Source organism: Streptomyces sp. R818 (assembly GCF_056172735.1).
Window position 1 is genome coordinate 668,480 of record NZ_JAOCNE010000014.1, and the last position, 16,705, is coordinate 685,184.

At 73.7% G+C, this 16,705-nt stretch carries 23 protein-coding genes; 16 read left to right on the forward strand and 7 right to left on the reverse strand.

From position 1 onward, the window contains the following. Positions 1 to 114 precede the first annotated feature (114 nt). Positions 115 to 987, forward strand: a complete 873-nt coding sequence (locus N5I75_RS34790) for a GNAT family N-acetyltransferase (protein ID WP_476684140.1) — start codon at positions 115 to 117, stop codon at positions 985 to 987. Positions 988 to 1,007: 20 nt separating this feature from the next. On the opposite strand, the gene N5I75_RS34795 is transcribed toward N5I75_RS34790, so the two are convergent. Continuing rightward, on the reverse strand, positions 1,008 to 1,436 hold the full coding sequence (locus tag N5I75_RS34795) for a VOC family protein (protein WP_476684141.1): 429 nt from the start codon (positions 1,434 to 1,436) through the stop codon (positions 1,008 to 1,010). Positions 1,437 to 1,879: 443 nt separating this feature from the next. On the opposite strand from N5I75_RS34795, the gene N5I75_RS34800 reads away from it, so the two are divergent. Further along, on the forward strand, positions 1,880 to 2,329 hold the full coding sequence (locus N5I75_RS34800; RefSeq protein ID WP_476684142.1) for a hypothetical protein: 450 nt from the start codon (positions 1,880 to 1,882) through the stop codon (positions 2,327 to 2,329). Positions 2,330 to 2,360: 31 nt separating this feature from the next. Here the strand turns inward: N5I75_RS34800 and N5I75_RS34805 are convergent, their stop codons facing one another. From N5I75_RS34805 to N5I75_RS34815, 3 genes are read right to left on the reverse strand one after another with little or no spacing between them, the layout of a single operon-like run. Further along, positions 2,361 to 3,260, reverse strand: coding sequence for a sucrase ferredoxin (locus tag N5I75_RS34805; RefSeq protein WP_476684143.1), 900 nt, complete (start codon positions 3,258 to 3,260; stop codon positions 2,361 to 2,363). Between the two features lie 10 nt (positions 3,261 to 3,270). Continuing rightward, entirely contained in the window at positions 3,271 to 4,476 is a 1,206-nt protein-coding gene (locus tag N5I75_RS34810) for a cupin domain-containing protein (protein WP_476684144.1), read from the reverse strand. An 11-nt stretch (positions 4,477 to 4,487) separates the two neighbouring features. Continuing rightward, positions 4,488 to 4,736, reverse strand: coding sequence for a BatC protein (locus N5I75_RS34815; RefSeq protein WP_476684145.1), 249 nt, complete (start codon positions 4,734 to 4,736; stop codon positions 4,488 to 4,490). 169 nt (positions 4,737 to 4,905) lie between these two features. Here N5I75_RS34815 and N5I75_RS34820 point away from each other — a divergent pair, with 169 nt between their 5' ends. Together N5I75_RS34820 and N5I75_RS34825 are read left to right on the forward strand one after the other, a co-directional pair. After that, positions 4,906 to 5,415 (forward strand): 2'-5' RNA ligase family protein, encoded by a 510-nt coding sequence (locus N5I75_RS34820; RefSeq protein WP_476684146.1) that lies wholly within the window; start codon positions 4,906 to 4,908, stop codon positions 5,413 to 5,415. Between the two features lie 70 nt (positions 5,416 to 5,485). Then, positions 5,486 to 6,580 carry an ABC transporter substrate-binding protein gene (locus N5I75_RS34825; RefSeq protein ID WP_476684147.1) on the forward strand — a complete coding sequence of 365 codons (1,095 nt, stop codon included), beginning with the start codon at positions 5,486 to 5,488 and terminating at the stop codon, positions 6,578 to 6,580. 346 nt (positions 6,581 to 6,926) lie between these two features. On the opposite strand, the gene N5I75_RS34830 is transcribed toward N5I75_RS34825, so the two are convergent. Continuing rightward, the gene (locus tag N5I75_RS34830; protein WP_394436517.1) at positions 6,927 to 7,100 is read right to left on the reverse strand and encodes a CsbD family protein; all 174 of its coding nucleotides are present in this window, start codon (positions 7,098 to 7,100) and stop codon (positions 6,927 to 6,929) included. A 218-nt stretch (positions 7,101 to 7,318) separates the two neighbouring features. On the opposite strand from N5I75_RS34830, the gene N5I75_RS34835 reads away from it, so the two are divergent. After that, positions 7,319 to 7,489 carry a hydrophobic protein gene (locus N5I75_RS34835; RefSeq protein WP_361062354.1) on the forward strand — a complete coding sequence of 57 codons (171 nt, stop codon included), beginning with the start codon at positions 7,319 to 7,321 and terminating at the stop codon, positions 7,487 to 7,489. A gap of 158 nt (positions 7,490 to 7,647) precedes the next feature. Further along, positions 7,648 to 8,019, forward strand: coding sequence for an STAS domain-containing protein (locus tag N5I75_RS34840; protein WP_476684148.1), 372 nt, complete (start codon positions 7,648 to 7,650; stop codon positions 8,017 to 8,019). A 59-nt stretch (positions 8,020 to 8,078) separates the two neighbouring features. On the opposite strand, the gene N5I75_RS34845 is transcribed toward N5I75_RS34840, so the two are convergent. Continuing rightward, the gene (locus tag N5I75_RS34845; protein WP_476684149.1) at positions 8,079 to 8,339 is read right to left on the reverse strand and encodes a hypothetical protein; all 261 of its coding nucleotides are present in this window, start codon (positions 8,337 to 8,339) and stop codon (positions 8,079 to 8,081) included. A gap of 346 nt (positions 8,340 to 8,685) precedes the next feature. Here N5I75_RS34845 and N5I75_RS34850 point away from each other — a divergent pair, with 346 nt between their 5' ends. From N5I75_RS34850 to N5I75_RS34865, 4 genes are all read left to right on the forward strand, one after another. Further along, positions 8,686 to 8,883 (forward strand): hypothetical protein, encoded by a 198-nt coding sequence (locus N5I75_RS34850; RefSeq protein ID WP_476684150.1) that lies wholly within the window; start codon positions 8,686 to 8,688, stop codon positions 8,881 to 8,883. 44 nt (positions 8,884 to 8,927) lie between these two features. Continuing rightward, positions 8,928 to 9,677: a hypothetical protein gene (locus tag N5I75_RS34855; protein WP_476684151.1), complete on the forward strand. Its 750-nt coding sequence runs from the start codon at positions 8,928 to 8,930 to the stop codon at positions 9,675 to 9,677. A gap of 11 nt (positions 9,678 to 9,688) precedes the next feature. Further along, positions 9,689 to 10,618 carry a DUF6895 family protein gene (locus N5I75_RS34860; RefSeq protein ID WP_476684152.1) on the forward strand — a complete coding sequence of 310 codons (930 nt, stop codon included), beginning with the start codon at positions 9,689 to 9,691 and terminating at the stop codon, positions 10,616 to 10,618. Between the two features lie 74 nt (positions 10,619 to 10,692). Continuing rightward, positions 10,693 to 11,817, forward strand: a complete 1,125-nt coding sequence (locus tag N5I75_RS34865) for a serine hydrolase domain-containing protein (protein ID WP_476684153.1) — start codon at positions 10,693 to 10,695, stop codon at positions 11,815 to 11,817. Between the two features lie 7 nt (positions 11,818 to 11,824). On the opposite strand, the gene N5I75_RS34870 is transcribed toward N5I75_RS34865, so the two are convergent. Next, positions 11,825 to 12,403, reverse strand: a complete 579-nt coding sequence (locus N5I75_RS34870; protein WP_476684154.1) for a TetR/AcrR family transcriptional regulator — start codon at positions 12,401 to 12,403, stop codon at positions 11,825 to 11,827. 79 nt (positions 12,404 to 12,482) lie between these two features. On the opposite strand from N5I75_RS34870, the gene N5I75_RS34875 reads away from it, so the two are divergent. From N5I75_RS34875 to N5I75_RS34900, 6 genes are all read left to right on the forward strand, one after another. Continuing rightward, the gene (locus N5I75_RS34875) at positions 12,483 to 13,376 is read left to right on the forward strand and encodes an NADP-dependent oxidoreductase (RefSeq protein WP_476684155.1); all 894 of its coding nucleotides are present in this window, start codon (positions 12,483 to 12,485) and stop codon (positions 13,374 to 13,376) included. A 98-nt stretch (positions 13,377 to 13,474) separates the two neighbouring features. Further along, positions 13,475 to 14,275 carry a HEAT repeat domain-containing protein gene (locus N5I75_RS34880; RefSeq protein WP_476684156.1) on the forward strand — a complete coding sequence of 267 codons (801 nt, stop codon included), beginning with the start codon at positions 13,475 to 13,477 and terminating at the stop codon, positions 14,273 to 14,275. 4 nt (positions 14,276 to 14,279) lie between these two features. After that, positions 14,280 to 15,287 (forward strand): MerR family transcriptional regulator, encoded by a 1,008-nt coding sequence (locus tag N5I75_RS34885; protein ID WP_476684157.1) that lies wholly within the window; start codon positions 14,280 to 14,282, stop codon positions 15,285 to 15,287. 181 nt (positions 15,288 to 15,468) lie between these two features. Next, on the forward strand, positions 15,469 to 15,654 hold the full coding sequence (locus tag N5I75_RS34890) for a hypothetical protein (RefSeq protein WP_476684158.1): 186 nt from the start codon (positions 15,469 to 15,471) through the stop codon (positions 15,652 to 15,654). A gap of 124 nt (positions 15,655 to 15,778) precedes the next feature. Further along, positions 15,779 to 16,201, forward strand: a complete 423-nt coding sequence (locus tag N5I75_RS34895) for a PPOX class F420-dependent oxidoreductase (RefSeq protein ID WP_476684159.1) — start codon at positions 15,779 to 15,781, stop codon at positions 16,199 to 16,201. Positions 16,202 to 16,335: 134 nt separating this feature from the next. Further along, positions 16,336 to 16,701, forward strand: a complete 366-nt coding sequence (locus tag N5I75_RS34900) for a hypothetical protein (protein ID WP_476684160.1) — start codon at positions 16,336 to 16,338, stop codon at positions 16,699 to 16,701. Positions 16,702 to 16,705 lie beyond the last annotated feature (4 nt).

Here is a 16,705-nt window from a genome sequence, read left to right on the forward strand (position 1 = left end):
AGCTCCCGGACGAGGGGGAGCCGTGGCGCTGTCCACCACGAGAGATCGCGCGGGCCGCCGCAGGCCGGGAAATCCCGGTGCGGTCACGGGGCGCGATGGTGTGGGATCACCGTCATGGCGACAACGCTGCACCAACCGGAGGCCGGCCGGCTGAGCGAGATCCTGGACGCGCTGCGGGAGTGGCAGCACGACGAGGCGCCCGTGCAGCTCCATCCGGGGGACGTGGGCTGGTTCTGGCGCTCGGGCGAGCGGGCGACGGCCGCGGCGCTGCGGACCTGGCGCAGGGACGGCCGCATCCTCGCCGTCGGTCTCCTCGACGAGCCGGACGTGCTGCGGCTGACGATCGCGCCGTACGCCCGGCAGGACGCCGAGCTCGCCGAGCGCCTGGTGGCGGACGTGACGCTGCCGGAGCGCGGGGTCCTCGGCGCGGGGCGCGCCGCCGTCGACTCGCCGGGCGAGGCACTCGTCCACAAGCTGCTGGCCGAGGCCGGCTGGGGCCTCGACGAGCCGTGGACGCCGCTCCTGCGCGACCTCACGGAACCGGTGCCCGACCCGGGCCCCGGCCTGCGCGTCGAGGTGACCGGACCCGGGCGGGCGCGGGTGCGCACGGCGGTGCACCGGGCCGCGTTCGGCCGGCCCGCGTTCACCGACGAGCGCTGGCGCACGATGGCGGCCGGACCGGCCTACGCCGACGCGCGCTGTCTCGTCGTGCACGACGGCCGGGGCGACGCCGTCGCGGCGGCGACCGTGTGGTCGGCGGGGAGCGGCCGCCCCGGGCTCCTCGAACCCGTGGGCGTGCACCCGGACCACCGCGGCCGCGGCCACGGCAGAGCGGTCACCGTCGCCGCGGCGGCCGCCCTGCGCCGGCTGGGCGCGTCCAGCGCGCTGGTCTCCACCCCCAGCGCCAACGCCGCCGCCGTCGCCACCTACAGGTCCGCCGGTTTCCGGGAACTGCCCGGCACGAGGGACCAGTACCGGAGCGCGTAGGGCCGCGACCTCCGTCTCCGCTAGGGGCGGACGTACGGCCGGGTCATGATCTCCATGTTGTGCCCGTCCGGGTCCTCGAAGTACGCGCCGCGACCGCCGAACAAGGTGTTGACCCTGCCGGGTTCGGTGTGGCCGGGGTCGGCGTAGTAGGTGGTCCCGAGCGTCTCCAGGCGGTCGATCATGGCGTCGAAGCGTGCCTCGGGCACGAGGAACGCGTAGTGCTGCGGCTGGATCGGCTCGTCCCGCTTCTCGTAGTAGTCGAGCGTCACGCCGTTGCCGAGGTCGACGGGCAGGAACGGGCCGAACGGGGCACCGACCCGAAGGCCGAGGACGGCGGCGATGAACTCCGCCGACAGGTGACGGTCGCTCGCGTAGACGGCGGTGTGGTTCAACTCGACGGCGTGCGCCACTCGTTCGGAGGCGTGCGGGTGCTGCTGGGTGGGTGACATAGGTGTGTGGCTCCGGGTCTCTGGATGTGTCGGGACGAGGTGCCACGGACGGGCACCGGAAGAAGACACGGAGACGACGGCGGGCCTCTCGCCCGCCCCGGGCTCACGCCGAGGCCGGGACCCTCACTCGTGCGTGGCCCAAGGCCGACCCGGCAGTCACGCAGCCGACCCTAGGGCCTGTCGTCAAATTCCCGTCTGCCCCACGACGCCTGGCACGCACTCTCGCCGCACCGGGCACAAGGCCAAGTACGTCCAGTACGAGGCCTTGCACCCGGCACGCCGAGAGCACGCACCAGACGCCGCGGGGCCGCCCTCCGGGCGACGACGGGAATTTGACGACAGGCCCTAACCGCCCCGCACATGACGGAGCAACGTCTCACACCTTCGGTGCCACCTGCCCCGAGCGGCGATAGGGCAGGGCGATCATGGGGCAGCAGACGCCCATGAGCGAGAAACACGATGAGCCCGCCCGCGCACACCAGCGGCCCGACGGTGTGAGTGACGCGACCGTGGAGGCCCTCGGGTCGGTGTCGAAGGCGCTGGAGACGGTCGAGCAGGCGCGCGGCCACCTCTACGCCTTCCACCAGCTGACCGGCACCGCCGACCTCGAACTGGGCCGCGCCGTCGAGCTGTTGCGCACCGCGGGGCACGAGAAGTGGGCCGAGCGGATCGACCGCGAACTGGTCGGGCGCAATGTCCTCGACGGCCGGTGGACCTTCCAGGTCGTCGAGGAGTACGACGCCGGGTTCTACGCGCTGTACAAGGACACGGAGCGCGAGGTGCGCGAGGAGCTGGCCCAGGGACGTACGCACCTGTACGAGGCGGAGATGAAGGAGGCCCGCCGCACGAAGGGGCACCCCGACCACACCGCGCGCCCCGACACCGCGACATAGACGCACGGGGCGCTCCCGGCAGCCGTAGGTGTCACAGCGCGCGCAGGGACGTGACCTCGTACGCCATCGCCGAACTCGGCGACTTCCCCTGGCAGGTGAGCCGGTACGGCGGTGTGCGGCGCGAGCGCACCTCGACGTCGAAGGCCGCCGCGAGCGGTGGCCGGCCGGCCAGGCGGATCCGCCAGAGGTCGTGGTCGCGGGCGGTCGACTCGACGGTGTACGCGTGCCGGCCCGCCGGACCGGCACGTTTGAGGACGGCCGCCAGCGCCGCCTGCTGGGGCGGGAAGAGATCCGTGTAGCCGCGCAGGTGGGTGGCGGTGATCCGGTCCGCCAGATGGTCCTCGACCGTGGTGACGGCGGAGTCCGGGGCGAGGCCGCCGTAGTAGACGCCGTCCGGCAGGACGACGACATTGGCGGCGAACCGGTCCCCGCCCACATGCGTGCACTCCCAGACCAGGTGCGGCCACCGCTCGCTGAGCGCGCGGCCGACCGGACGGCCGCGCACGGCGCAGCAGACGTCGTGCAGCCCGTGCGCGCAGACGAGGACGACCGGCGGATGGCCCCGCTCCCCGGGCGCGCCGAGGGCGTGGACGATCCCGGCGAGGTCCTGGTCGCGGCTCCACACGCCCCACACCTGGCGGTCCGTGCCGTCGGCGCCGCGCCGCAGCACGGCCCAGCGCCGGGGCCCGCCGCCGGGCAGGAGCCGGCCGTGCCGCCTGATCAGGAGGATGCGGGCGCGCACCTTCTGGGCCGCACCGAACACGAGCCCTTTGATCTCCGGTGCCAGGCCGAGTCCGTCGAACCCGTTGGACGGCCAGCCACCCCGGTACTCGATGAGGACCCACACCGAGCCGTACGGGGCGGTGCCCGCGAGCGCGTCGCCGCGCTCCAGGGCGGCGTCGGCGCAGAAGAAGCGCGCTGCGGCGGTCACCGCGGCCCCGTCACCGCTCGGCGGGCACCAGGACGCCCGCGCGCAGGAGTCTTTCGACGAGGGCGAGCCCCAGCCGGCCGGCGGTGTGGACGCCGCCGTCGAGGAGGCGGGCGACGGACGGCAGGTCGGCCTCCGTGAGGTCGAGCCAGCCGACGCGGGTGGACAGGCGCAGGCCGTCGAGGCGGGCGTCGAGCGCCGCGCGGAGCTGCACCGGCGTGTCGGGCGCGAGGGCGTCGACCGCCGCGAGCTGGGCCAGCGGCCCCAGCGGCGCGGGCCGCGCCCGGCCCCGCCGGGCGCGGTGGAACAACGGCGCGGGATCGGCCCGCGCGAGCGCGGCGGCGAGGCGTTCGCGCACGAACTCCACCTCGTCCGGCGGCGCTTCGGCGCCCAGCGGCAGGGAGGCGCGCAGCTGCGGGTCGTCGCGAAGGAGCGTGAGCGCCGCCTGGGCGAGGTGTTCGGCCAGCGCGTGCCGCGTCCAGGTGTGCACCCCGAGCGTCAGATGGATCGAGACGGCGCCCTGCGCCCGCGCGGCGTGCAGCCAGCCCCTCGGCAGGTAGAGGACGTCGCCCGGTCCGAGGACGGTGTCGAGGAACGGCTCGCCCGCGGCGGCCTCGGCCACCGCCGTACGGTGCTCGGTCCAGGGCTGGTCGCGCAGCGGGTCGGGGTGGACCGGCTCGTGGATCGTCCACCGCTTGGACCCGGCGATCTGGACGACGAACACGTCATGGACGTCGTAGTGCGCGTCGAACCCGCGGTTCTGCGGAGGCGTGACATAGGCGTTGGCCTGCACCGGATGGCCCAGCTCCGTGCCGAGCCGGGAGGCGAGGTCCGCGACCGGCTCCCAGGTGCGGTGCAGCGCCTGGAGAACGAGGGTCGCTCCGTCGGCGAAGTGGCGCCACAGCGCCGTGTCGTCGAGCTGGTCCCCGATCGTCGCGCCGACGCCGGCGGACGAGGTGAACGACGCCTCGGGCAGCGTGACGCCGTCCTTGGCGACGCGGAGGAAGGGCGTCCGCAGTCCGCGCCGCGAGATCAGCTCGTCGACGGCCGCCGCGGAGAACAAGTCCGAGAAGTCGCTCGCGGCGCGGTGCAGCAGGGGCGCGCGCCCCCACACGTCGCGCGCGAACTCCGCCCGGCCCAGACCGGTCAGACGCGCTTCGAGGAGGCCGGTGCCCGTGTCGGCGCCGGCCTCCCGGAGTGCGATGGGGGGCGTGCTCAAATGGAGCCGCCCTACTTGTCGGCGCTGCCGTCGGCGCCACCGTCATGGACGCCCGGCGTACCGGCGGCGCCGCCGTCCGCAGGACCTTCGGCACCGCCGTCGGCCCCGCCGTCGTGGACGCCCGGGGTGCCCGCCGCGCCGCCGTCCGCGGGGCCCTCGGCGCCTCCGTCCGCACCGCCGTCGTGGACGCCCGGCGTACCGGCGGCGCCGCCGTCCGCGGGGCCCTCGTTCGGGTTCGGGTCCTGCTCGGGGTTGCTCATGGTTCCTCCTGGGAAGCGAACGGCTGGGAGCGAGCGGGCGACACCTGCATTCCGACCCCCTCGGTGCTTTACAAACTCGCTCACCCCGCCCGCACCGGCAACCGGAGACGATCAGGCATGACAGACATGGGATGCTGCCGGACGACCGGAAGGCGGAAAGGAGCGGCACATGGCGAACCCGGGGACGACGGCGGTCCTGGCCCTGGTGCCGGAGGCCCGGCCACTCCTCGAACTGGCCGCCGACATGGACCCGCGAGCGGTACGGCCGGGCATCCCCGCCCACGCCGCGCTGCTCTACCCGTGGCTGCCCGCCGACCGCGTCGGCGCCCAGGAGCTCGACCGGTTGCGGGCGGCGCTCCCGCCAGGACCGGTCCGGACTCGCCTGACCACGGTCGAGCGCACCGGCGGCTTCGTCGGTGTCCCCGTGCCCGGGCTACGAGGCGCGGCGACGGCCGTACGCACCGCGTTCCCGGCGCATGTGCCCTACGGGGGCCGGTTCGGTGCGGACCCGCCCGTGCACGTCACCGTGGCCCTGGACGCGGAGCCGGGCACCGCCGCGGAGATCGCCCGCCGGGCCGGTGACCGGCTGCCCCTCGACGTCGAGATCACCGCTCTGCACGTGGTCGCGCTCACGCCCGACGGCTGGCGGGCGGTGACGGAACTGCCGCTGACGCCCTGACGCGTGCTGTCCCCTTGCTCGCCACTGGAACTCGGTGGCGCTCATCGAGAAGATCGGGAAAGCTCCCGCCATGGTCACAGCACCGCAGGAACAGGCAGCCGTACGGATCGGCGCCCTGGCACCGCTCACCCGCCCCGGCTGGACCGAGGCGGGCGCCCACCTGCTGGCAGGTCTCGAACTGGGGGTGCGCGAGGCCAACGAGAGCGGCGGCATCCACGGCCGCCCGCTCGAACTGCTCGTCAGGGACACCGCCGCCGACCCCGGGAAAGCTGTGGCGGCGATCGACGAACTGGCGGCGTCGGGCGTGGCCGCCGTGGTGGGGGAGTACCACAGCGTCGTCGCACGCGCCGCTGCCACCAGGGCCGACGCGCTCGGGCTGCCGTTCCTGTGCTCCTCGGCGGTGCTCGACACCCTCACCGACCGGCCGACCCCGTGGGTCGCCCGGCTGTGCCCGCCGCAGTCACGGGGCTGGGGGCTCTACGCCGACTTCCTGCGCGGCGCGGGCCACACCCGTGTCGCCGTGGCGACGCAGCCGAGCGTCTACTGGGCCGCGGGCACCGGCATCCTGCGCGACCGTCTCGCGCCGCACGGCGCCACCGTCGTCGAGCTCGATGCGCGGGCGCTCACCCCGGCGGAGATCGGCGACGCGCTCCTCGCCCAGGGCGCGACCGCCCTCCTCCTGCTCGTCGGCCACCCGGAACCGGCGGTGCCGATCGTCCGGTCCGTCCGCCGCGACCCGCGCCTCTCCGACCTCCTGATCGGCGCGCCCGCCGGACAGCCGGAGTTCGCCGGATGGGCGTCGGCGCTGGACGAGGACGGCGCCGCGATCCCGTTCCTGCGCTATCTGCCCGAGCGCCTCGGCCCTCTCGGCACGCGCGTCGCCGCGGCCCTGCGCCACCGTTTGACCGGCCCGCCGTCGTTCGTCGCCTTCGAGGGCCACGACGCGATCACGGTCCTGGCCGAAGTGCTGCGCTCGCACGGTACGGAGCGGGAGCGGATCGCCGAGGCGTGGCCCCGCGTCGCGGTCGAGGGCACCCGGGGCCGGATCGCGTTCACCCGGACTCCGGGCGGCCATGTACGACAGTGGGACGGGGCGCCGATCCAGATAGTGGAGCGCGATCCGGCGGAGATGGAGCACTTCCGCGTCCTGCGCTCTTCCACGTGATCCGGCGGAGCCGGACCGCTTCCGGGCCCTCCGCTCTTCCACGTGATCCGGGCAGAACCGGACCGCTCCCGGATCCTGGCTCTTCCAGGTGATCCGGTGGCGCCGGATGTGGCGGGGCAGGCGGTCGCTGGACCACCGGACAGGGACCGCCCGCCCAGGCCACCGGCAGACCCGCGGACGGGGGGCGTGACGCGAGCCTGCGCCCCGGCCGAGTGCCCGGGGCCCGCACACACAAACGCCCCCGGCGCCCCGGTGGCCACACACGCACACGTGTGAGGGGGCGGCTCCCTCGCGGGAAAGCCGCCCCCTCACACGGTCGGGGTCGTGCCGACAGGCCCTCGGGCCGTCAGTGCTTGCCGATGTCCTTGGTCTTCTCCTTGGCCTGACGGGCGTCGCCCTTCATCTGCTGCGCGCGGCCCTCGGCGGTGAGGCGCTCATTGCCCACGGCCCGCCCCGCGGCGGCCTTCGCGGCGCCCGTGGCCTGCTCGGTCTTCGCCTTGGCCTTCTCGTTGGCGGTCATGTCCGCTCACGCTCCCTTGGCATCGACATCATGTGCTCGACATCCGCCTGGCCGGGAAATGGGCCGTCAAACATGTGCGCGGCTACCCATCTCGTCCACATGTCGTCCATGAGCAGGCCGAAACGCCGTCGGATGCCCGGCAAGTCGTGAAAGAAACGCGGGTTTTGTGTGTTTGTAGGGGAGGGCTAAGAGCAAACGATGGCCAGGAGGTAATAACAATGGTTCCCCTGCTTCTGGTTCTTCTTCTGGCTCTGATCCTTTTCGGCGCGGGCTTCGCCCTCAAGGCGCTGTGGTGGATCGCGATCATCGTGCTCGTGGTGTGGCTGCTCGGCTTCGTGATCCGGCCCGCGGCGAGTGGCGGCCGCAAGGGCCGCTGGTACCGATGGTGACGATGACCACGCAGGAACGAAGGAACGCATAGACGTTCCGTGGACCGGCGCGACGCCACGGGCGGTGGTGTGTGCGCGCCGAGGGGTGGGCCCGGCCTGGGACGGCCGGGCCCACCCGCTTTTGTTCGCGGGGCCGAGTGTGTGCGAGGGTGCTCCACATGACGTCCGGCAGCGGGAAAGTACGCTTTGACCAGCAAGAACGTGTGGCAGTTGTCACCGTCAGCGGAGAGATGGACCTGCATGACCTGACCGAGATCGTCGACGGTTTCGCGCAGGCACTCTCCGACCCCGCGACGGACGCGACCCTGATCGACCTCTCGCGCGTGACCTTCGCCGACAGCGTCTTCCTCAACCAGCTCCTGGTCACCTACACGGGGCATGGTGTGCGAAGACGCCCGCTGACTGTGTGCGGACCGCTGCACGCCTCGCTTCGGCGCCTGCTCGAACTCACCGGTACGGACACGGTCCTGCCGCTCGCCACGGACCGGCAGGACGCGCTGGCGCGCCTGCGCATGGCCGACCCGTCCTGACCCCCTCTCGGCCGCCTTGGCCCGACAGGCCGGCTGAAACGGTTCCTCACCGCCTCGCGCTACGCCGCCGAGGTCCAGTCCGCCGATGCGGCCGTGTCCGTGTCGCGCTCGCGCTTCAGGTGCCGCTTCTCGTTGGCCCGGGCCACGGCCCACAGGGCGGCCGAGACGGGGAGTGCGGCCCAGAAGAGGTGGAGGGCGGTGCGGTACCGGTCGGCGTCGAGCCACGCCACGGCCGCCGCGCCCGCCATGGCGAGGGCGAGATGCCCGCACAGCAGGCGGCCGAGATTGCGGGCGAGGGCGGTGGCGGTGTGCGTGGTCACCGGGTGGACTCCTGGCGAGGTGTCGGCCCTGCGCAGGGGCCGGTGCGGCTGTGCGGAGGGCGCGCCGGGGGCGTGTGATCAGAGTGCCTTCCGAGCGGCGGAAGATGACGGCGAAATGTAGCCATTCGCCGGGTCACGGTCACCCGTTTGGCCTAATACCTGTTGTCCCGGTTGTTCTGCGCCGATCTCCGGGTTACGCCCTGCGGCAGCGGCTGTCGCCCCTGCGCCGACCCCTGTCGCCCCCGCGCTACCGTACCAATTCAGGTTGCTACGTGCTCATTTCGGGTGTTTTGGTGAGGTGGTTGGGGCACTGCGACAGTGCCGACGTCAATGCAGAGGAGCAGCGATGATGCTCACTCTCCAGTCCACGAGCCTCGTGCTCGACAAGGAAGTCGTCGAAGGGTTGATGGTTCCAGCGGAAGCGCCGGTGAGTGACGCTCCGATCCCCTCGGTGGAGGATGCCGGCGGCGGCGTCGGGGCCCTTCTGCTCGGCCTGGGCCTCCTGCTCTCGCCGAAGGAGCCGAAGGAACCGAAGGGCCGGTGATCAGCGAACGCTCACGCACCGCCCACAACGGGTCGGCTGAGCAATTGGCTCGCCGTGTGCTCGACGCCCTGCGGGACGCCGGGCACACGGCGCCTGCCGCCGCCCACCTCGAGTCCGCCGTGTCGCTCCCGCCGCAGGAGCAGGGCGTGGCCGTGGCGGCGGTGCGCATGCTGGGCGCCGACGTCCTCGCCCCGTACGCCCTGACCGGCCGCACGCCGCCGCCGGAGGAGGGCGCCGCCGTCGCGCTGGCCCTCGATGCCCTGCCCCCGGCTCAGTCCGCCCCGGCGCCGCCGCCCGACGGGCCCGAGCAAGCGTGGATCAGGGCGTGGCTCGACTGGTCCATCGTCACGGTCCTCGCCCGGCTCGACCCCGCGACGGCCGCCCCGGCCGCGCCCGTCCCGCAGGCACCGCCGCGGTGCGACCCGGGCCCGGAGCGCCGGCGTCCGCCGACCGCCGCCGCGGACGGAGCCGCCTACGAGGGCTGGGTGCCGTGGTCGGTACGGATGAGCCAGCTCTCCTCCCTCGCCCTGCCCGGCCTGGACGGGCCGGTGCACGACAGCGCACGGTCCGGGGTGACGGGCCTCGCGCGCGGTGCCACCCGCGCCGTCCTGCGCCGCGACTTCCCCACAGCGGCGCGCATCACCCGCTGGCTGGCCTGGGCCCACGCCGCAGGCGTACCCCTGCCTCTCGACCCGGCGCCGCTCACCGAGCACATCGCCCTGCTCGGCGGTGGCGGACGCCTCGCCCTGGACATCGCCATCGCCCGTCGACTGCTCGGCCTGGGGCCCGTATGAGCCACCCACCCATGAGCCACCCACCCACCGAACTCGCCCACTCCGTCAGCTCGCGGGCGCTGCACTGGCTGCACGCCAACCGCGAGTACGGCTCCCTGTCCGAGCTCCCCGACGCCGACCTCAGCTCCGACCGCGGCGCCTACAAGGCGCTCGGCGAGACCGCCCTCGCGGCCTCCCTCGTCCTGCGCAGCGGCGCCGCCGGAACGGCCGAACTCGCCCTCGCACGCGACCTGTTGGCCCACTGCTGGGAGCAGACGGCCAACGGATCGCTGCTGTACGAGCGCCTGCTGCGCAACCCCTTGAAGACCGACCCGCTGGAGACCTACGCCCACTTCACCCGCGGTGGCTACCGCCTCGCGGAGCTGGACGAACTCCTCGCGCACACCGTCGGGCTCACCTCCACACACGCCGTGGAACATGTGCCGAACCGGCGCCTGGGTGTCGCCAACGCCGTCCGCGTCACCGGCCTGGACCACGGATCCGGCACACCTCGCTGGGACGCGCTCACCCGCGCCACCTGGCTCGGCGGCACACCCGAGCCGTGGCACATCGACTGGCTGACCGCGTACGCCGTCACGCACACCGTCTACCACCTCACGGACTGGGGACGCCTGCCCGCCGGGCTGCCCGACGACCTCTCCGCCTACCTGCGCGACTGGCTCCCGGTGTGGACCGACGTGTGGGCGGAGGCCGGGCACTGGGACCTCATGGCCGAGCTGATGATCGTCGAGCTGTGCCGAGCCGATCCGCGAGTCGATCTGGAGGACTGGCGGCGCCTCGCCGAGGTCCAGCACGAGGACGGCATGGTCCCCCGCGACAACCAGCCCGTCGACGACGACCCGGCCCAACGCTTCGAGGACCACCAGCACCCCACGATCGTCGCAGCGATCGCCGGCAACCTGGCCCTGGCCAAGGCCCTGGAGAACCCGGGCCGGACCTGAGGAAGCCCGGCGCCGCGGGCCGGAGCCGCCCCCGCCGGGAAGCCCCGCCTCGACCGATGGAGTTGCTCCCGCCAATGGCGACCCACCCAGCACCCCGCCCCCCGGACACCGCACCCTGGCCCGCTGCCGCCCGGCGGCTGCCCGCGCTGTTGGCCGCCGCCCCGGCGGCCAGTGCTGTCGCGGTGGGGATGCTTCATGACAGTCGTCGTACCGTCGTCGCTCAGGGGACCTCGGCGCATCACGAAGGCCGGCAGGCGGACGCGGGGACCCGGTTCGAGGTCGGTTCCGTCACCAAGACGTTCACCGCGCTGCTCCTCGCCGAGCAGGCCGCACGCGGTGCGGTGCACCCGCACGACCCCCTCATCAGCCACCTGCCGCCCGGCACCCGCCCTCCGCCCGGCGGGTCCGGCATCCGCCTGCTGCACCTCGCCACCCACACCTCCGGCCTGCCCCGCCTGCCCCCGGGCCTGTTGCGCACGGCGCTCCCGCGCCTCTTCAGCAACCCCTACGAGGCGTTCAGCGCCGCCGACACCCTGGACGCCCTGGCCCGCACGCGCCTGAGGTCCCGCCCCGGCACCCGCACGCACTACTCGAACTTCGGCGTCGGCCTCCTGGGCCACGCCCTGGCCGGCGCGGCGGGCACCCAGGACGACTACGCCTCCCTGCTGGCCGCGCGGGTCCTGCGCCCGCTCGGCCTGCACGACACCGACTGCGTGCCCACCCCGCCGGACGACTTCGCGGCGCGCGGCGCGGGCGACGACGTCACCGGCTACTGGCACGGCCGCCCGAGGCCCCCGTTCCGCATCCCCGGGATGCCCGCGGCAGGCGCCGTCCGCTCCAGCGCGCGCGATCTGCTGACGTTCACCGAAGCGCTGCTCGACCCCGAGCGGTTCGTACGGGCGACGGTCCTGCCGGACTCCCTGCGCACGGCCCTGCACGACACGACCCGGCCCCGGATCGCCGTCCGGCAAGGCGTGCGCGCCGACACCCAGCAGATCGCGCTGGTCTGGAACATCCGCCCGCGCGCCGACGGATCCCGTATCCACCACCACTCGGGCGGCACCCGCGGCTGCACCGTCTTCGCGGGCTTCGACCCGCGACGGCGTACGGCCGTCGTCGCGCTGGCCAACTGCGCCCCCGGCAGCGGCAACCACCTCATCCAGCAGGCCTACGACACCCTGCTGAGCCTGGACGCCTGAGCACGCGTCACCGGGGCCGACCGGCCTCCCAGGCCGCCTCGATCATGCGGAAGATCTCGTCCACCGCCGCCTCCGGCTCGGGCGCCTCGCGGCCCAGCGCATACGCGTCGAGCACGAACCGCGCGATCGTCCGGCAGGCCGTCGTCGGCTCGGGCAGGGAGAGGTCGGCGGCGATGGCCGCCGCCAGCGCGTCCGCGTGGCGCAGCCGCATGGCCTCCTCGTAGTCGCGCAGGGCGGGCGACGCGTCGATCATGCGCCAGACCGGTTCCGCGCCCTCCGCCGAGCAGTGGCGGACCATCGCGTGGATCTCGCGGCGCAGCGCGGGCACGAGCGGTTCCCGCGGCCCCCGGTCGGTGACCGCTCGCGCGAGGCGTTCCCTGAAGTCGTCGTCCCGCTCGAAAACCAGCGCCTCCTTGGAGGCGAAGTGGGAGAAGAGCGTGGTCACGGCCACGTCGGCCTCGGCGGCCACGTCGCGGATGCCGACGGCGTCATATCCGCGTTCGAGGAAGAGCCGCAGGGCCGCGTCGGCGATCTTCTGGCGGGTCGCGGCCTTCTTGCGTTCACGACGTCCGGTCGGCACGGTCATGCGCCCACGCTATCAGCGCCACCGACTTCAAAAACGTAACAGCCACAAAAGGCTAACCGTTAGTGCTACGGTCGGCCGCATGAAGAAAGTGAGCTTCGCCGAGTTCGGCGGTCCGGACGTCCTTCGCCTCATCGACGCCGAGGAGCCTCACGCCGGCCCCGGCCAGATACGTGTCGCCGTACGGGCGGCAGGTGTGAACCCCGTCGACTGGCGGATCCGCGAGGGCCAGATCCTGGGAGCACACCCGACCGAACTGCCCGCGGGGGTCGGCATCGACGCCGCCGGGGTCGTGGACGAGGTGGGCGCAGGTGTGGAGGGCGTCGAGATCGGTGACCACGTGTTCGGCGAAGGCGCGGACACGTATGCCGACTTCGCCGTCCTCGGCGCCTGGGCCCGGATGCCCGAGGGCCTGTCGTTCGAGGAGGCGGCCGGGTACCCGTCCGTGGTCGAGACCGCGCTGCGCGTCATCGCCGAGGTCGGGGCGGAGCCGGGGCAGACGCTGCTGGTGAGCGGCGCGGCCGGGGGAGTCGGCTCGGCGGTGCTGCAAATCGCCCGCGACCGGGGCATCAAGGTCATCGGCACCGCCTCCGCCGCCAACCAGGACTACCTGCGCGACCTCGGCGCCCTCGCCACGACCTACGGCGACGGCTGGGCCGGGCGCGTCCGGGAACTCGGCCCCGTCGACGCGGCCCTCGACCTGTCCGGCTCCGGCGTCGTTGCCGAACTGGTCGAGCTCACCGGAGACCCCCGCAAGGTCGTCACCATCGCGGATCTCGGCGCCTCCGAGTTCGGCGTCCGCTTCTCCGGCGTGGCCGGGAGCGTGCCGGACGCGCTCGCCGAGGCGGCGGCCCTCATCGCACGCGGGAGGCTGCACATCCCCGTCGCCAAGACGTACACACTCGGCGAGGCCGCGGCGGCACACATCGACAGCAAGGCGGGTCACACGCGCGGACGCCGCGTCATCGTCGTCTGAGTCCGACCCGACCCGACCCGACCCGGCCCGCTCCGGCCGCCTCCGTTTGACCTTGACACAGTGACAAGGTCTTCACTGCGGCCGAGGAGGTGGTCTCGATGACGATCACAGGTGCCGGACAGACCGAGCAGACCGGGCAGACCGAACGGACCGAGCAGACCGAACGGACCGGGCAGACCGAACGGACCGGGCAGCCCGGACAGAGCCGGCCGCTGGAGGTAGCGCTGGAGGTAGCGCTGGAGCCGGAGCAGCAGGCGTTGCTCCTGGCGCTGGCGGACGGCCGTTCCTCGGTGCGGCTGCGGGCCGCCATGGCGGCGGGCACGGAGCCCGACCCGCGCTTCGTCGCCCCGCTCGTCGAGCGGAGCGCCGTCGAGCCGGAGTTCTTCGTCCGCGACATGCTGACCTGGGCGCTCACCCGCCATCCGGTCGCCCTGACACTCCCCGAACTGCTCCGGGAGGTCCGCTCGGAGCGTGCGCAGGCGCGCAGCCAGGCGCTGCACACCCTGTCCAAGATCGGTGACCGGCGCGCCTGGCCCGCGATCACCAAGGCGCTGCTGACCGACCCCGAGGTCGAGGTGGCCCGCAGCGCCTGGCGGACCGCGGTCGTGCTCGTACCGGAGGGGGAGGGGCCCGCGTTGGCCGCGGTGCTCGCGACCCAGCTCGGGCGCGGGGAGCGGGAGACGCAGCTCAGTCTCAGCCGGGCGCTCGTCGCGCTCGGCGACGCCGCCGAGCCCGCGCTGCACGCCGCGACCACCGGCACGGACGCGCACGTCCACGCGCACGCGCTCGCCACGCGACAACTGCTCCGCGACCCGGACACCGGGTTCGGGTTCGCGATCGAGGAGGCGAAGCGTGTCGTCGCCCTCGGCGGGCCGGGCGCGGCGGAGGAGGGACGATAAGGGCGTGTTGATCGGTGAGGTGGCGCGACGGTCCGGGGTGAGCGCCCGCATGCTGCGGCATTACGAGTCGCTCGGCCTGGTGGGTCCGTCAGGCCGGACGGGCTCCGGCTACCGGGAGTACTCCGGGGACGACGTCCGGCGGATCTTCCACATCGAGAGCCTGCGCTCGCTCGGCCTGTCCCTGCGCGAGATCAAACGGGCCCTCGACGACCCCGGGTTCACGCCCTCGGCCCTCGTCGGCGACCTCATCGAGCAGACCCGCGCACGCATCGCCGCCGAGACGGAGTTGCTGGCGCGGCTGCGTCGTATCGACGCGGCGGACCCCGCCGGCTGGGAGGACGTCCTCCACGTCGTCGCGCTGCTCCAGGCGCTGGGGTCCGCGAACCCGGACGCGCGTCAGCGGGCCGCGCTCTCCTCGGGCGACGAGGTCCCGGTGCCGGTGGAGGCGCTGGTCGAGGCGGCGCTCGGCGAGGCGGACCCGGTGGTGGCGGGAGCCCTGCGGTGGGCGCTGGCGCGCGCGGGCGACGAGGGCCCCGGGCTCCTCGCGGAGGGGCTCGGCTCGCCGGTGGCCGCCGTGCGGGAACGTGCCGCCCAGTCCCTGGCGAAGCTGCCGGGCGACGCGGCGGCCGGGGAGTTGCGGCGGGCGCTCGCTCACCCGGACGGCGTGGTCCGCGGGCACGCGGCGCTCGCGCTCGGCGCCCGCGGCGCGACCGAGGCGGTGCCGACGCTCCTGGACATGATCGTGGACGGGCGGAACGACACCGACGCGGCCGACGCGCTGAGCGTGCTCGCGGGCGACGCGGCGATGGCGGACCGGATCGCGGCAGGGCTCGTCGGCCGCCTCGCCGATCCCCGTACGAGCGCGTCGGCGCGCGGGCGTCTGACCCAGGCGCTCGCCGGGATCCCGGGCCCGAGGACAACCGAGGCGCTCGTGGAGCTGTCGCGCGACGAGGACCGTGCCGTCGCCGTGACGGCGACGTACCTGCTGCGGCTGCGCGACGAAGGGCGCTGAGCCGTTCGGCCGCCGCCGAATGCCTCCGCATCCCACCCCCTCTTCCGCACGTGCGCGCTGCGCGTATCGGCCGAAGGGAACACACGGACGGGTGGCTTCGGTCCGTGCCCGTGTGAGCCGTGGACGGACCGGTTAAAGCTTCGATTGATCTTTCCACCCCCTCGAAGCAAAGGACTGCCACATGCGCTTGCGTACAGCTGTCACCGCCACCGTTCTGGCCGCCATCGCCGTCCTCGGCGGCTCGGGCCTCGCCGCCGCCGACGACGGGTTCGGCCTCGGCCCCGGCGACGGGTTCAACGACAACGAGCAGAGCATCAGCAACAGCACCCCGGCCGTCATCCAGTTCGGTGACCTCGTCTCGGACTGACCAGCACAGCTGTCTCTGACCCCCTGGCGCCGCGCCCTCGCCCCCGGGCGCTGGCGTGGCGCCAGGGGGTCTGGTGCGCCAGGGGATATGTACTGTCGTGGAAAACCCGAAGTGAGGAACACGTATGTCCAAGCCGCCCCTGCCGCCCGAGGCCGTGGAGATGCTGCGCCGGCCGAACCCCGCCGTCATGGCCACCCTGCGCTCCGACGGCACACCTGTCTCCACCCCCACCTGGTACCTGTGGGAGGACGGCCGCGTCGTCATCAGCCTCGACGAGGGCCGGGTCCGCCTGAAGCACCTCCAGCGTGACCCGCGCGTCACCCTCACCGTCCTCGACGGTGACGACTGGTACACCCACGTCACCCTCATCGGCCGCGTCGTCGAGACCCACGACGACGAGGGCCTCACCGACATCGACCGCATCTCCACCCACTACACCGGCAGCGCCTACCCCGACCAGGTCCGCCGCCGCGTCACCGCCGTCATCGAGATCGACCGCTGGCACGGCTGGGGCGCCCACCGCGACAGCGACCAGGCCAGTACCTGACCGGCCGCCGCGCGCGACGTGGGCGTGGCACAATCGCCGCATGCCGACGACCCCGCCGACCCGAGAGGGCGATGCCGCGTAGGCGCCCGAAGGATGTGCGCGCCGAACGATGGCGCCCGCGCACACATGTGAGGGTGCGGCGCATCCCAGGTGTCTCCGCACGCACGCGGGCTGCGGTACGCCGGGTGGAGGAGGAGCGGCTGGACCGGCCGGATGTCGTCGCGGACGCGCTGGCGCGCTTCCGGTCCGCGTTCCGTCAGCCGGGGCGTTATCTGGACGCGTCGCAGGTGTGGCAGCCCGGGCTCGAGATCGAGGACGCCCGCGACGACCTGGCGGAGGTCTTGCGGTTGCTTCCGCCCGCCGGCCGCCGTGACCTGGGACGCCTTGTCGCCCGGATAGACGCCGAGTTCGAACGCCGCACTCTGCCGGACCCGGGCCCGACCAGCGAGTGGGCGTCGAGTGCGGGCCGCTGGTGGTGGCGGCGGAGCCGGGAGCGGTGAGGGC

Excerpts from the sequence above, each read along its gene's own strand:
- N5I75_RS34790 (WP_476684140.1), top strand. The coding sequence starts at position 115 with ATGGCGACAACGCTGCACCAACCGGAGGCCGGCCGGCTGAGCGAGATC.
- N5I75_RS34795 (WP_476684141.1), bottom strand. The coding sequence starts at position 1,436 with ATGTCACCCACCCAGCAGCACCCGCACGCCTCCGAACGAGTGGCGCAC.
- N5I75_RS34800 (WP_476684142.1), top strand. The coding sequence starts at position 1,880 with ATGAGCGAGAAACACGATGAGCCCGCCCGCGCACACCAGCGGCCCGAC.
- N5I75_RS34815 (WP_476684145.1), bottom strand. The coding sequence starts at position 4,736 with ATGAGCAACCCCGAGCAGGACCCGAACCCGAACGAGGGCCCCGCGGAC.
- N5I75_RS34820 (WP_476684146.1), top strand. The coding sequence starts at position 4,906 with ATGGCGAACCCGGGGACGACGGCGGTCCTGGCCCTGGTGCCGGAGGCC.
- N5I75_RS34825 (WP_476684147.1), top strand. The coding sequence starts at position 5,486 with ATGGTCACAGCACCGCAGGAACAGGCAGCCGTACGGATCGGCGCCCTG.
- N5I75_RS34830 (WP_394436517.1), bottom strand. The coding sequence starts at position 7,100 with ATGACCGCCAACGAGAAGGCCAAGGCGAAGACCGAGCAGGCCACGGGC.
- N5I75_RS34835 (WP_361062354.1), top strand. The coding sequence starts at position 7,319 with ATGGTTCCCCTGCTTCTGGTTCTTCTTCTGGCTCTGATCCTTTTCGGC.
- N5I75_RS34840 (WP_476684148.1), top strand. The coding sequence starts at position 7,648 with ATGACGTCCGGCAGCGGGAAAGTACGCTTTGACCAGCAAGAACGTGTG.
- N5I75_RS34850 (WP_476684150.1), top strand. The coding sequence starts at position 8,686 with ATGATGCTCACTCTCCAGTCCACGAGCCTCGTGCTCGACAAGGAAGTC.
- N5I75_RS34860 (WP_476684152.1), top strand. The coding sequence starts at position 9,689 with ATGAGCCACCCACCCACCGAACTCGCCCACTCCGTCAGCTCGCGGGCG.
- N5I75_RS34865 (WP_476684153.1), top strand. The coding sequence starts at position 10,693 with ATGGCGACCCACCCAGCACCCCGCCCCCCGGACACCGCACCCTGGCCC.
- N5I75_RS34870 (WP_476684154.1), bottom strand. The coding sequence starts at position 12,403 with ATGACCGTGCCGACCGGACGTCGTGAACGCAAGAAGGCCGCGACCCGC.
- N5I75_RS34875 (WP_476684155.1), top strand. The coding sequence starts at position 12,483 with ATGAAGAAAGTGAGCTTCGCCGAGTTCGGCGGTCCGGACGTCCTTCGC.
- N5I75_RS34880 (WP_476684156.1), top strand. The coding sequence starts at position 13,475 with ATGACGATCACAGGTGCCGGACAGACCGAGCAGACCGGGCAGACCGAA.
- N5I75_RS34890 (WP_476684158.1), top strand. The coding sequence starts at position 15,469 with ATGCGCTTGCGTACAGCTGTCACCGCCACCGTTCTGGCCGCCATCGCC.
- N5I75_RS34895 (WP_476684159.1), top strand. The coding sequence starts at position 15,779 with ATGTCCAAGCCGCCCCTGCCGCCCGAGGCCGTGGAGATGCTGCGCCGG.